The organism is Reyranella sp., assembly GCF_050185545.1.
Lineage (GTDB): Bacteria > Pseudomonadota > Alphaproteobacteria > Reyranellales > Reyranellaceae > Reyranella.
This window is the reverse complement of record NZ_JBFWZI010000072.1, coordinates 13,977-27,192: the sequence shown is the minus strand read 5'-3', so window position 1 is coordinate 27,192 and position 13,216 is coordinate 13,977. Positions and strand designations below refer to the sequence as shown.

Here is a 13,216-nt window from a genome sequence, read left to right as displayed (position 1 = left end):
ATCAGGAACGCGCCGCCGCCGACTGCGATCAACGGCACGTCGCCCGCTTCGGTCTTCATGCGGTCGATCGCCTCCTCGGCCATGCGCGCGGCTTCGGCGAAGACCTTTCGACAGATCTCCCCGTCGAGATACGCGACCTTCTCCTTGTCGCCGAGGTCGAGCACGCCGGACGCAATTGCGATATCGGTTGTCGTGAGCTGGCTGCCGCCAAAGGCGATGCCGTCCTTCAACAGCCGATAGCCGACCGAGAGCGGGCCCACCTCGAGAGGGTCGAGCACGACGTGGCTCCCGCCACCCAGGCCGATCGACAGCAAGTCCGGCATACGGAACAGCGTCCGCACGCCGCCGACCTTGACCACCGAGTTCGCCTCCCGCGGGAAGCCGTTGCGAAGCTGGCCGACATCGGTGGTAGTGCCGCCGACATCGATGACCATCGCATCGGACAGGCCAGACAGATAGGCGGCACCGCGCATCGAGTTGGTCGCACCGGAGGCGAAGGAATAGACCGGCAAACGGCGCGCCTGGCCCGCTTCGGCTACCGTTCCGTCGTTCTGGGTGATGAACAGGGGTGCGGCGATGCCGGAGTCCCCGATCGCCTTCTCGAAGGCCGCGATCGTGTCACGCGCCAGGTCCGCCAGCGCGGCGTTCAGCAACCCAGCATTCTCGCGTTCGAGAAGGCCGATGCGCCCGAGATCCGACGAGCAGGTGATCGAGGCGTCGGGAATGATCCCGGCCACCAGCTCGGCTGCCCGTTTCTCGTGGCTCGGATCGAGCGGCGAGAAGATCGACGAGATGCCGACCGACCTCAGGCCCGTCGCCTTCATCTCGTGGGCGGCCTCGACCACGGCCGCCTCGTCGAGCGGCATGAACAGGCGACCGTCATACTCGTGGCCGCCCTCGACCATCCACACGCCGCCGCGAACCAGCCGGGCGAGATCCTCCGGCCAATCGCAGAACGGCGGCAGAGACGCCGAGGCGGGCATGCCGAGCCGCAGCGCCGCGACTTTCGTCAGATGGCGGCGCTGGACGACGGCATTGATGAAATGCGTGGTGCCGATCATCACGCCATCGACGCGCCCGCTCTTCAGCACGCCGGTCGCGCCGAGCCGCTGCAACGAGTCGAGGATGCCAGTGGTGACATCCTCGCTGGTCGGCGCCTTCACGGCGCGTACCACCTTGCCTTGCTCGATGAGGACAGCGTCGGTGTTGGTGCCACCGACATCGATGCCAATTCGTCTCATGAGGAAAAAACGCTCCTGAAGTCGAGGTCGTAGCCGAACGCACGCGGGCCGACATGGTCGAGACCGCGCGGCGACAGGAAGACGGCGGGTGGCGGCAGGGCGATCACGGTGACGCGTTGGCCGTAGCGGATGGTCTCGCTGCCGACCGCCTCGCCCGACATCGAGTCGAGCACGCAGATCAGGTCGGGCGACATGGCGATCGGCTTTCCGTCGATGAACGCCACGATCCATTCATTCTGGAAGTTGATGGTCATAGTCGCGTCACGCCAACCGTCCAGCCCGTCCAGACGGGCAACGCCGCGCAAAAAACCCTCGGTCGCGCGCCGCGCCACGTCGACCACCTTGCCCTTGTAGAGGAGCTTGCCGGGCTCGACGCCAAGGATGGCGGCAATCGGATCGTCGTGGCTGCGCTGGGCCTCGCGCACCGCCCGGCCGATCGCCATCGCCTTGGTCGTGGTGCCATGGATGCCCCACTTCTTGACCTCGGCGCCGGTGCGCGGCGGCTGGCAGGTGGCGGCGACCGAGCCGTACTCGACGCAGATCTTGCGCACGACCCGCTCGGCCCACTTCCAGGTCGGCACCCTTCCGACCACCGATTCGAGGCCGCGCACATCGACCGCGGTCAGCGGCCAGGGCGTGAGCCCACCCACCGCCACCGACGTCATCTGCGCCTCCGGATAGGCACGCCCCATCGTGTCGGAATCGATGATCGGACGCTTCAGATGCGCAGCCGCCATGAGGGGCCGCACGCCGTTGGCGCCGCCGATCTCCATGCCCATGAGGCCGGCGAACCGATAGCCGGTATGCTCCTCCATGAGCGACACCGCGCGCGCCAGGGTGAGGCTGTCGGTCAGGCGCTCCTGGCCAACCAAAGGGGCGCCCATGTTGGCGACCACGCCCACCCGGTCGTCGTCGGCAAGATCGGACGCGTCCATCAGCTGGACGCGATGGCCCTCGCGATAGAGCGCCCGCATGTTGAGCAGCGGCAGATAGGGATTGCCGCCGCCGCCGGTGCCGAGAACCCACGCACCGACGGCCAGCGCTTCGATGTCGTCGATGGTGATGTCGCGCAGGCTCATGCAAACACGCTCTTGAACTCGATGTCGTAGCCGAAGGCGCGCGGGCCGACATGCTGCAGGCCCTTGGGCGTGAGGAACACCGGTGGCGGCGGCAGGGCGATGACGGTGACGCGCTGGCCATAGCGGATCGTCTCGGTGCCGACCGCTTCGCCCGATATCGAGTCGAGTACACAGATCAGGTCGGGCGACATGGCGATCGGCGTGCCGTCGCGCCAGGCGACGATCCATTCGTTCTGGAACGCGAGCTCGAGCGTGGCGCCGCGCCAATCGTCCATGCCATCGATGCGCGTGCGGCCGCGCAGGAACCCTTCGGTGGCGCGCCGTTCGACGTCGGTCACCTTGCCCTTGTAGAGCACCTTGCCGGGTTCGACCTCGAGGATAGCGGCAACCGGATCGTCGTGCCGCCGCTGCGCCTCGCGCACCGCGTGGCCGATGGCGATCGCCTTGGTGGTGGTTCCGTGGATGCCCCACTTCTTGACCTCTGCGCCGGTGCGCGGCGCCTTGCAGGTCGAGGCGATCGAGCCGTACTCGACGCAGATCTTGCGGCTCACCCGCTCCATCCATTTCCAGGTCGGCACCTTCTCGACGACCGATTCGAGGCCGCGCACGTCGACGGTGGTGAGTGGACAGGGTACGAGATCGCCGACCGCGACCGAGGTCATCTGCGCCTCCGGATAGGCGCGGCCCATCATGTCCGAATCGAGCACCGGTCGCCCGAGGTGAGCAGCCGCCATCAGCGGCTGGATCGAATTGCCGCCGCCGATCTCGAGCGACATGATCGCGCGGAATTTGCGGCCGATATGCTCCTCCATCAGGGCAACGGCGCGGGCGATGGTGCGGCTGTCGGTCAACCGTTCCTGGCCGACCAGAGGGGCGCCCATGTTCGACACCGCCGCCACCCAATCGTCGTCCGCCAGCGATTCGCTCGACATCAGCTGGACGCGATAGCCCTCCTTGTAGAGGGCACGCATGTTCAGCAGGCCGAGATAGGGACTGCCGCCACCGCCCGTGCCCAGAACCCAGGCACCGACCGCAAGTGATTCGATGTCGTCGATCGTGATGTCACGCAAAGCCATTACGTTGCCAATTCCCCCGCACACACCTATGTAGCCGCCTGCCTGATGGCTGACAAAGCATCAGTAACCGGGGAGAAACCGCGCAATGTCCGATTCGCTGAAACTCGTCGCCTTCTGCGGCAGCCTGCGCAAGGCGTCGTTCAACCGCATGGCGCTCAACGCTTTCGCCGAGCGGCTGCCGTCCGGCGTTTCGATCTCGACCATCGAGATCGACTGGCCGCTCTACGACGCCGACATCCAGGCCAAGGGCTTTCCCGACAAGGTCCAGGCCGCGCACAAGGCGATGCTCGAGGCCGACGGCATCGTGTTCGCGACCCCCGAGTACAACTACGGGCCGTCGGGCGTGCTCAAGAACGCCATCGACTGGCTGTCGCGCCTGACGCCGCAGCCCTTCGCGGCCAAGCCGGTCGCCATGTTCGGCGCATCGGGTGGCGTGCTCGGCACGGCGCGCGCCCAGTACCAGCTGCGCCAGATCCTGATCTTCCTCGACGGCCGGCCGGTCAACAAGCCCGAGGTCATGATCGGCCAGGCACAGAACCGCTTCACGGACGGCAAGCTCAACGACGAAGCGACCGGCAAGCTGCTGGCCGATCTCGGCACCTCGCTGACCCTGGCGATCCGCCACGCCAAGGCGGCGGCGCACGTCAAGTAGCCGATTAGTCGAGCATCTCGCGCAGCACGCGGCCGGTCGCCGTGATGGCGAGCAGCGCGGGCACGTCGAGCGTTTGCTTGATCCAGCCCTTGGTCTGGGGCGTGTAGCTCATGCAATCCATGGCGACGAGATCGGGCCGTTGCGCCGCGAGACGTCGGCCGACGACGACGGCCTCGTCCGCGCCGGCGCTGGGCGCCAACGCCTCCACGACAACCTCGAGACCCGGACGCGCCCATTTCGACGCGAGCTTCTCGGATTGCTCGACCAGGGGAACAAGCAGGCCCAGCCGGCCCTGCGGCAGCAGGCCGGTCGCCAGGCCGTTCAGCACGCGCGACGGGAACAGCACGCCCTCGTCGTTCACCATCGGCGGAAACTCGCCGGTGCAGGCATAGACCAGGACATCGCAACCGTCGTCTCGCAGCTTCGCCAAAGCCGCCGGCGAGCGGACCGTCACTGCCTTCTTGGACAGCCGTACATCGCGCACGCCGCGCAGCCGCGTGTAGAGCGTGTCGGCGCCGTTCTCCGGTTGGAGCCTGTCGACCTCGTCGTCCGACAGGCCGTCGAGGGCGCCGCGCAGCACGACCTTCGTGCCGGCGGGGGCATGGGCGGCGAACAGCGCCGCGATGTCGTCGCGCGGCGCCTGACCGACAGTTACGATTCCCAGGGTGCGTGTCATGCCCTAATCATAGCCGATCAGCCTTCCGGCAGCACGACGTCCGAACACGTCGATCCCGCGCCTTCATCTGGACCGTGGGTGTCCCGTCCGCTCATCAGTCATGAGTGGACGGGACGCCCGCGGTCCAGATGAACGCCTGTGGCTATCGCGACCATGACAATGCTTCGGTCCACGCCGAAGGACGGCTTTGCCGGGCCGTGCTAGGCGGTCCGCAAAATGGTATCGAAACTGCCGCTGCTTCTGCTGCTGATCGCCGTCACCTGCCTCAGCCAGTTCTATCGCGTCTCCAACAGCGTGATTGCGCCCGAGCTGACGCGCGATCTCGGTCTCACCGCCCGCCAGCTCGGATGGGCGGGCAGTGCCTTCTTCTTCGCCCTGTTCGCCGTCCAGGTGCCGGTCGGCATGTGGTTCGACCGTTACGGCGCGCGCCGCACCGTGACCGCCCTGTCCTTCGTCGCCATGGCCGGCGCCGTGTGGATCGCCGAGGCGCGCGACGCCGTCGACCTGATCGGCGCGCGCGCCGTGGTCGGCGTCGGCTGTGCCGCCTCCTTCATGTCGGTGGTGTTCCTGTGCTCGCGCTGGTTCAAGCCGGTGAACCTGGCCGCTGCGCTGTCGTGGGTGTTCGCCGCGTCGAACATCGGCACCCTGGCGGCGGCCACACCGCTCGCCTGGATCGCCGCGACCATCGGCTGGCGCAACGGCTTCCTGGGGCTCGCCGCCGTCACCGTGCTGGTGGCCGCCTGCTTCTTTGGTTTCGTGCGCGACCGGCCGCCGAGCGGTGCGGTGGCAGTCGGGCGGCGTGAGACCTTTGCAGAGATCGCGAAAGGCCTGCTCGAGGTCTGGACGACGCGCGGCCTCGGCCCGGTGCTCGCCATGCACTTCTTCGCCTATGCCACCATGCTGACCGTGCTCGGTGTCTGGGGCGGCCCCTACCTCTACGACGTCTACAAGCTCGACGGCGTGCAACGCGGCAACGTCCTGCTGGCCATGGGCGTCGCGCAGATCCTCGGCATCCTGGCCTACGGCCCGATGGACCGCCTGTTGCGCTCGCGCAAGAAGGTGGTGCTGGGCGGCGCCGCGATCTCGGTGGCGCTGCTCGCCATCCTGGCCGTGCTGCCGCAGCCACCGCTGGCCGTTGCAGTCGCGCTGCTCACCGCCTTCTGCTTCTTCTGCGCCTTCGGCACGGTGATCGTGGCGCAAGGCCGCGCGCTGTTCCCCGACCGCCTGGCCGGGCGCGGCGTCACCACCGTCAACATGGCGCAATGCCTCGGTCTCAGCGTGTTGCCGGCCGGCGTGGGCTACATCGTCGAGGGCTTCGGAAACTCGGACCAAGCCTATCGGCTGGCCTTCGCGGCCCTCGCGGCCGGGCTGGTGCTCGGCGCCAGCGTCTACCTGGGCTCGCGCGACAACTCTACTGCGTCGCCTGCTTGAGGTAGGCGACGAGGTCGGCGAGCTGCCCCATCTGCTTCACGCCGTTGAACACCATCGACGTGCCCGGCACCATGTTGCGCGGGTCGGCGCAGTAGTCCTCCGATCCGAGATCAGGCCGCACCGTGCGCGACGATCGCCGATCGGCACAAGAGGCCGGCCGTCGCCTCGCGCTCGAGCAGGGCGCGCTTTCGCCGAACACCCCAGCGATAGCCGGAGAGGGAACCGTCCTTCTTGACCACACGATGACACGGCACGATCACCGCGAGCCGATTGGCTGCACAGGCCTCGCCGACCTCGCGAGCCGCACGCGGCATGCCCAGGCGACCGGCAATTTCGCCGTAGGTCGTGGTCGTTCCCGCCGGGATGGCGCGCAGCGCCTGCCACACCGCCAGCTCGAAGTCCGACCCCCTCAGGTCGAGCGCGAGATTGCAGGGAGCCCATGGCTCTTCGATGTGGGCGGCGATCATGGTGACCGTGGCCTGCAAGGCTGCAGACTCATCGATCACCTCGGCCTCCGGGAAACACACCGCCAGGTCCGACGCGGCCAGGGCGCCGAATTCCACCAGTGCCAGGCCGCGTTCCGACAGCGCAGCAACGAAGGGTCCGAGGACGCTTTCAGCTGTGCCGTAGCGAATGACGTACGTCATGTTCATCTCCATGAATTGGTCGCTGGGGGCGCGCCACTGGAGTGGCACGCCTAGTGGCACGCCCCCAGCAATGAATGTCATGAGGCCAGGGGCTGACTTCGCGATGAACATAGGAACAGGCTCTCGAATTGGCGCTCCGCCAGCGGATTGGAATTCGCGCCCGATGCGCCATATTCAGGCCGCGATGCTGGACCTGTTCGATTCCCGGGAGCGCGTGGTGCTCGCCGACCAAGCCGTGCTGATGCGTGGCCGCGCGCTTGGCGTCGATGAGGCTCTGCTGGCCGCCATCGACGCCATTGCCGGCCGCGCGCCCTTTCGCCGCATGGTCACGCCGGGCGGCTTCGAGATGTCGGTGGCGATGACCAATTGTGGCCGGGTCGGCTGGGTCACCGACCGCACCGGCTATCGCTACGCGCCGCGCGATCCAGCGACGGGCGAGCCATGGCCGGAGATGCCCGCCGCGTTCGCAGCCCTTGCCCATGACGCTGCCGCGGAGGCGGGCTTCGCCGACTTCGTTCCCGACGCCTGCCTGGTCAATTGCTACGAGCCGGGCGCCCGCCTGTCGCTGCACCAGGACAAGGATGAGCAAGATTATCGCCATCCCGTTGTCTCCGTGTCGCTCGGCCTGCCGGCCACCTTCCAGTTCGGTGGGCTGAAGCGCAGCGATCGTCCGCTAAAAGTGTCGCTGACGCACGGCGATGTCGTGGTGTGGGGCGGCCCGTCACGCTTGGTGTTTCATGGCGTGCTGGCGCTCAAGGACGGCGACCACCCCCTGGCCGGTCGCCGCCGTCTCAATCTCACGTTCCGGAAGGCGCTGTAGTCCTACTCGGCCCTAAGGCCATAGGCGTGGCCTTGTGCAAGCACCGGCGGCTACCCCCATGGTAAGCGTCTGGATGGACGAGGCGGACGAATGTGACATCGAGGCGCTTGTCGGTGTCCCCGAACCGGCCAGTCGGTTTGCGCCTCGGCGCCAAAGCTCAGCAGCGTTGCCAGAGCGCCGGCGACGAACGTCTCATCGTGTTCCCTCCCAGTCTTGTCCAGCAATTATTCGGCGACGAAGCAAGGCAGCGTCACCTCCTTGGTCACCGGCTCGAAGGCAAGCCGCACGCGCTTGCCGATCGCGAGGTCGCCTTCGGCGACGCCGCGGATCTGGGCATTGACGCGAACGCCGGCATCCATGTCGACCAGCGCCACGATGTACGGCACCGTCGCCTTGAAGAAGAAGTTGAAAGGATGGTGACATACCGTCCAGCTGTGAATGGCGCCGCCGGTCGGCATCTCCTTGTAGGCGCTCTCCATCGAGAAGCAGTGCGGGCAGACCGGGCGCGGATAGTGGCGGACCTTGCCGCAGGCGCTGCAATGCTGAAGCATGAATCGGCCCTCGCGCAGGCCGTCCCAGTAGGGCTGGCTCTCGCGCGTCGGCGTCGGCAGGGGGCGCTCGGGTGCTGGCATCATGGACGTTGCCGTACTCATGCCGCCCTCCGCAGAATCGCCACCGAGCCGTCGCCCATGTCGCCATAGCCGGTGACCAGACCCAGCTCGGCATCCTTGACCTGCGCCTTGCCGGCATCGCGCCGCAGCTGGCGGGTGAGCTCAATCACGTGATTGAGGCCGACGACATGGCCCTGGCTCAAGAGGCCGCCGTGCGTGTTGATGGGAAGCTCGCCGCCGACCTTGATCCGGCCATCCATTATGAACGGCCCGCCCTCGCCCTTCTTGCAGAAGCCCAGCAGCTCGAGCTGGTTGATCACGGTGAAGGTGAAGCAGTCGTAGATCTCGGCGAGGTCCATGTCGTTCGGCCCCACGCCCGCCATGGCATAGGCGCGCGGTGCCGCCTTGGCGAGGCCGAACTCGAGCAGGTCCGGCCGCTGGGCGATCGACGCCGGCGATTCGGGATGGCCTTCGGCGATACCCATCACCGTCACCATCGGCTTCTTCAGATCGCGCGCGCGGTCGGCGGCGCTGATGATGATGGCAGCACCGCCGTCGCTCTCCAGGCTGCAGTCGAACAGGCGGAACGGATCGGCGATCATGCGCGAGGCATGATGCTCCTCGATGGTGAGCGGTTTGTTCATCACCACGTTGCCGTTCAGGATCGCATGCTGGCGCGTCACCACGGCGACCTCGGCGAAGTGCCGCACCGTCGTGCCGTAGAGCGCCATGTGGCGCCGCGCACCCTGGGCGTAGAGCTGGGCCGGCGCGAACATGCCGATCGGCGCCTCGAACTCGGCGGCAAGCGCGAACTGCGGAAATTGCTGCAGGCGGGTGCTGACGCGAGCACCGGAATAGCCGGTACGGCCGACCGAGATCAGCACGTGCTTGCACACGCCGGTCGCCACCGCCATGGCGGCAGTCTGGATCGCCGCCACGCAGCTGGCGCCCCCCATAGGCACGAAGACCGACAGCTTGAGATCGGGCAGGCCGAGATTGGCGACGAAGTCCTCGGCGATGCCGCCGCCGGGGAAGTACGGCACGACACCGTCGATGTCGCGCGGGCTCAGTCCGGCGTCCTGGATGGCTGCCAGGCTGGCCTCGAGTTGCAGGGCGAGCCCGCTCTTGGGCGTGCCGCGCGTGTATGCGGTCTCGCCGATGCCGCTCACCGCCGCCTTGTCGCGAAGCGGGTGTGTCATGGTCTTCGTTCCTCTTCCTGGACCGCGGGCGTCCCGCCCGCTCATGATTCATGAGCATGAGCAGGCGGAATGCCCGCGGTTCCATTCATGAGCGGGCGAGACGCCCGCGGTCCACGAAGTGCATCGTGCCCTTCCCCCGCAGAAACCGGAAGGGCTAAGCTCTGCGCCAACCGAGGGGGATCAATGTCGAAAGAAGAACTGGTCGAGCTGTCTGCCGTCGAGCTGCGGCGCCGCATCGGCACCAAGGAAATTTCGCCGGTCGAATTGCTCGACGCCTGCCTGGCCCGCATCGAGACCGTGAACCCGGCGGTCAACGCCGTCACTGCCATGTCGGTCAAGCGGGCACGCCACGAGGCCAAGGCTGCCGAAGTCGCAGTGCGACGCGGCGAGGACCTGCCGCTGCTGCACGGACTGCCGACGGGCATCAAGGATCTCGAGGAGACAAAGGACCTCCTTACGACCTACGGCTCGCCGCTCTATCGAGACTTCGTTCCGACCTGGGACAATGTCATGGTCGGCCGCGTCCGCGCCGCGGGCGCCGTCGTGGTCGGCAAGACCAACGTGCCCGAGTTCGGCGCCGGCTCGAACAGCCGCAACCCGGTGTGGGGCGCCACCGGCAATCCGTTCAATCCGACGCTCAATGCCGGCGGCTCGTCGGGTGGCTCGGCGGCGGCGCTCGCAACCGACATGCTGCCGGTCTGCACCGGCTCGGACACCGGCGGCTCGCTGCGCAATCCCGCCGCGTACTGCGGCATCGTAGGATTTCGGCCGTCGCCCGGCATGGTCGCGGTCGAACGCCGCGCCATGGGCTGGACGCCGATCTCGGTGCTGGGACCTATGGGTCGCACGGTGGCCGACACCTGCCTGCTCTACGCCACACAGATCGGCCAGCACGACACCGATCCGCTCTCCTTCCCGATCGACGGCGACGCCTTCGCCGAACCCTGGCCGGTCGATCTCGGCAGCCTCAGGGTCGCGTGGACCGAGGATTTCGGCAACGCGCCGGTCGAGAAGGGTATTCGCGCGACGATGCGCGAGAAGATCAAGGCGATGAAGCCGCTGTTCCGCTCGCTCGACAAGGTCGACATGAATCTCGGCGAGACCGATCGCTGCTTCGACGTCATCCGCGCCGTGAACTTCGTCGCCCGCTACCGCGAGACCTACGAGAAGAACAAGGACCTGCTCGGCCCGAACATCCGCGCCAACTACGAAATCGGCGCCAACATGACCCTGGCCGACTTCGCCTGGGGGCACGCCGAGCAGACCCGCATCTTCCGCAAGTTCCAGGAGCTTTACCGCGATTACGACCTCGTGCTGGGTCCCACAGTCGGCTTCTCCCCGTTCCCGTGGAAGCAGCTCTACATCGAGGAAATGGACGGCAAGAAGCTGCGCAACTACTACCACTGGATGGCGTCGGTCTACGTGATCTCGCTGGCGACCAATCCGGCAGTCTCCTTGCCCTGCGGCGTCGATCACAACAGGATGCCGTTCGGCCTGCAAGTCATCGGCCGCTTCCGTGGCGACGGCGAGGTGCTGGGCGCCGCGCATGCGATGGAACAGGCGTTCACGCGCATCACTGGCCTCGCCCGGCCGAAGCCCGATCTCGGCAAGCTGCGCAAGGCGCGTCCCGATCTCAAGTCGATCGTCACCCATCCACCGAAGCTCAATGCCAAGCCGACGAAGGGTCCGGCGCCGGGGGCGCTTTGACGAAATAGTTCTCCTCCCCCGTCTTACGGGGAAGTGCCCCCGCAAGGGGGCGGAGGGGGAAGGCCGCAGTCGAGATCGGGTGCTTCCTGACGTTGGAGTCGGAATGACTGCGACTGCGGCCTTGCCCCTTGCGGCCCTACGGGCCACCTCCCCCGATGACGAGGGAGGCAAACCGACCTGGAGCATCAGCAAATGCGCAAAGACCTGCATGGCCTCACCCTCTCGACCGATTCGGGAACGGCCGTCGATGCCTTCGATCGGGCCACACAGTCCTATCTCAAGTACCGCACCGACGCGGCGCGCCATCTTGCGGCGGCGCTGAAGGCCGATCCCGGCTTCGCGTTGGGTCACGTGCTGCGCGGCTACTTCAACATGCTGAGCTACAACAAGGCCAACCTGCCGGCTGCCGCCGAGGCACTGGCCGATGCCCGCAAGCATGCCAAGCGCACGACCACGCGCGAGGCCGCCCACATCGAGGCGCTGGCGCGCTGGATCGACGGCGATCTCGAGCGCATGCTGGACGTCTGGGAGAACATCATCGCCGAGCACCCGCACGACGTGATGGCGTTCCGCCTGCACCATTTCAACGCCTTCTGGCTCGGCAGGCCGGCCACCATGCAGGCCGAGGTCGAACGCGTCTTCCCCCATTGGAGTCCCGAGCTGCCGGGTTGGGGGATGGTGCTGGCGTGCCGCTGCTTCGCCCACGAGGAGGCCGGCAACTACGTCCTCGCCGAGGACGCTGGCCGCATGGCGATCGAAATCGATCCGGGCGACCTGTGGGCTGCCCACGCCGTCGCCCACATCCTGGAGATGCAGGGACGGCGCAGCGAAGGCATCGACTGGCTGAAGCGCCTGGAGCCGAATTGGGGAGGCGCCAACAACCTGAAGCATCACCTGCTCTGGCATCGCGCGATGTTCCATCTCGAGCGCCGCGAGTTCGCCGAGGTGCTGTCGCTCTACGACCACGGCTTTCGCGATCTCGGCTCGCCGCTCACCCTGGCGCTGCCCGACATGTACATCGACGTCCAGAACGCCGCGTCGATGCTGTTCCGCCTCGAGCGCCAGGGCGTCGCCGTCGGCGATCGCTGGGTCGAGCTTGCCGACAAGGCCGAGGCGCGGATCGGCGATTGCCTGTCTGCCTTCACGCTGCCGCATTGGATGATGGCGCTCGCCGCCACCGGCCGAACCGAAGCGGCCGGGCGCATGATCGAGGCGATGCGCGCCTTCTCGCGCGGCAACGGCCCCGTCGAGCGCCTGGTCGGCCGGGTGGCTTTGCCGTTGTGCGAGGCCGTGCTGGCCCATCGTCAGGGCCGGCACAGCGAAGCGCTCCAGCTGATGCGGCCGATCATCGGCGACATGTTCCTGCTCGGCGGCAGTCACGCCCAGCAGGACGTCCTGGAGCAGCTCTTTCTCGATTCGGCCTTGATTGCCGACCGTGAGGACGACGTGCGCCTGATGCTCGAGCGGGTCGCCGGCCGCCATCCCGTGGCGCCCAACCGGCGGATCGGCTACGCCGCAGCGGCGGCGCGCTACGCGCTTTAGAGATACCGCGCCACGGGGCGCCCTAACGAATGGGACGGCGAGTGGTTGCTCGCCGGCCGGGCTTGGCAAAACCTGAAAATCGCCGGGCACGGCGGCACTTGTCGCCGCGTATGTCGTTGCATGACCAGCCCCGATTCGGGCGTCCTTTGGAGGTGGCGATGCGCAGTATCAAATGGCTGATCGCGGCCGGCCTGATCGTCGCGACGACGGCCGCCTGCACCGAGCAATATGGCTATCCGAGCACGGCCTACAACAGCGGCTACTACAACACAGGCAGCGGCTACTACAACACAGGCAGCGGCTACTACAGCGGTGGCCGCTACTACAGCAACAGCCGCTACGCCTACAACAGCACGCCGCGTCGCGGCCCGTACGGCGACTATGACCGCGACGGCGTCCCGAACCGGTACGACCGGGACGCCAACGGTGACGGCGTTCCGGACCGCTACCAGCGCTAGAGAGCAGGCGTTCTTTGCTTTTTCGAACCGGCCCCCGACCCGATCGGGGGCCGGTTTTCTTGTGCCCCCAAAAAATC

The 13,216-nt window shown here is 67.2% G+C and carries 14 protein-coding genes; 6 read left to right on the top strand and 8 right to left on the bottom strand.

Features of this window, described 5'->3' with window-relative positions:
- From AB7O82_RS19595 to AB7O82_RS19585, 3 genes are all read right to left on the bottom strand, one after another.
- Positions 1 to 1,241, bottom strand: a 1,241-nt coding sequence (locus AB7O82_RS19595; RefSeq protein ID WP_428619966.1) for a hydantoinase/oxoprolinase N-terminal domain-containing protein, incomplete at its 3' end; no start/stop codon positions are given.
- A complete protein-coding gene (locus tag AB7O82_RS19590) occupies positions 1,238 to 2,320 on the bottom strand; it encodes a DUF917 domain-containing protein (protein ID WP_428550048.1) in 1,083 nt (360 codons plus the stop codon). The genes AB7O82_RS19590 and AB7O82_RS19595, both read right to left, overlap by 4 nt.
- The gene (locus AB7O82_RS19585) at positions 2,317 to 3,396 is read right to left on the bottom strand and encodes a DUF917 domain-containing protein (protein WP_428550050.1); all 1,080 of its coding nucleotides are present in this window, start codon (positions 3,394 to 3,396) and stop codon (positions 2,317 to 2,319) included. Before AB7O82_RS19585 ends, AB7O82_RS19590 begins: the two co-directional genes overlap by 4 nt.
- Positions 3,397 to 3,481: 85 nt before the next feature.
- On the opposite strand from AB7O82_RS19585, the gene AB7O82_RS19580 reads away from it, so the two are divergent.
- On the top strand, positions 3,482 to 4,048 hold the full coding sequence (locus AB7O82_RS19580) for an NADPH-dependent FMN reductase (RefSeq protein WP_428550053.1): 567 nt from the start codon (positions 3,482 to 3,484) through the stop codon (positions 4,046 to 4,048).
- A gap of 4 nt (positions 4,049 to 4,052) precedes the next feature.
- On the opposite strand, the gene AB7O82_RS19575 is transcribed toward AB7O82_RS19580, so the two are convergent.
- A complete protein-coding gene (locus AB7O82_RS19575; RefSeq protein ID WP_428550056.1) occupies positions 4,053 to 4,724 on the bottom strand; it encodes an AroM family protein in 672 nt (223 codons plus the stop codon).
- A gap of 216 nt (positions 4,725 to 4,940) precedes the next feature.
- On the opposite strand from AB7O82_RS19575, the gene AB7O82_RS19570 reads away from it, so the two are divergent.
- Entirely contained in the window at positions 4,941 to 6,155 is a 1,215-nt protein-coding gene (locus AB7O82_RS19570) for an MFS transporter (RefSeq protein WP_428550059.1), read from the top strand.
- Here the strand turns inward: AB7O82_RS19570 and AB7O82_RS19565 are convergent.
- Entirely contained in the window at positions 6,136 to 6,276 is a 141-nt protein-coding gene (locus AB7O82_RS19565; RefSeq protein WP_428550062.1) for a c-type cytochrome, read from the bottom strand. The genes AB7O82_RS19570 and AB7O82_RS19565 overlap by 20 nt on opposite strands.
- On the bottom strand, positions 6,266 to 6,913 hold the full coding sequence (locus AB7O82_RS19560; RefSeq protein WP_428550065.1) for a methylated-DNA--[protein]-cysteine S-methyltransferase: 648 nt from the start codon (positions 6,911 to 6,913) through the stop codon (positions 6,266 to 6,268). Before AB7O82_RS19560 ends, AB7O82_RS19565 begins: the two co-directional genes overlap by 11 nt.
- A gap of 73 nt (positions 6,914 to 6,986) precedes the next feature.
- On the opposite strand from AB7O82_RS19560, the gene alkB reads away from it, so the two are divergent.
- On the top strand, positions 6,987 to 7,622 hold the full coding sequence (alkB, locus tag AB7O82_RS19555) for a DNA oxidative demethylase AlkB (RefSeq protein WP_428550069.1): 636 nt from the start codon (positions 6,987 to 6,989) through the stop codon (positions 7,620 to 7,622).
- Between the two features lie 224 nt (positions 7,623 to 7,846).
- Here the strand turns inward: alkB and AB7O82_RS19550 are convergent, their stop codons facing one another.
- A complete protein-coding gene (locus AB7O82_RS19550) occupies positions 7,847 to 8,275 on the bottom strand; it encodes a Zn-ribbon domain-containing OB-fold protein (RefSeq protein WP_428619964.1) in 429 nt (142 codons plus the stop codon).
- Complete coding sequence (locus tag AB7O82_RS19545) at positions 8,272 to 9,432, bottom strand: thiolase family protein (protein WP_428547952.1); 1,161 nt, start codon at positions 9,430 to 9,432, stop codon at positions 8,272 to 8,274. The genes AB7O82_RS19550 and AB7O82_RS19545 overlap by 4 nt, the downstream gene beginning before the upstream one ends.
- 183 nt (positions 9,433 to 9,615) lie before the next feature.
- Here AB7O82_RS19545 and AB7O82_RS19540 point away from each other — a divergent pair, with 183 nt between their 5' ends.
- The 3 genes from AB7O82_RS19540 (at position 9,616) to AB7O82_RS19530 (ending at position 13,139) form a co-directional block, all read left to right on the top strand.
- The gene (locus tag AB7O82_RS19540; protein WP_428547949.1) at positions 9,616 to 11,139 is read left to right on the top strand and encodes an amidase; all 1,524 of its coding nucleotides are present in this window, start codon (positions 9,616 to 9,618) and stop codon (positions 11,137 to 11,139) included.
- Between the two features lie 192 nt (positions 11,140 to 11,331).
- Positions 11,332 to 12,681 (top strand): tetratricopeptide repeat protein, encoded by a 1,350-nt coding sequence (locus tag AB7O82_RS19535; RefSeq protein ID WP_428547946.1) that lies wholly within the window; start codon positions 11,332 to 11,334, stop codon positions 12,679 to 12,681.
- Positions 12,682 to 12,839: 158 nt separating this feature from the next.
- On the top strand, positions 12,840 to 13,139 hold the full coding sequence (locus AB7O82_RS19530; RefSeq protein WP_428547944.1) for a hypothetical protein: 300 nt from the start codon (positions 12,840 to 12,842) through the stop codon (positions 13,137 to 13,139).
- Positions 13,140 to 13,216 lie beyond the last annotated feature (77 nt).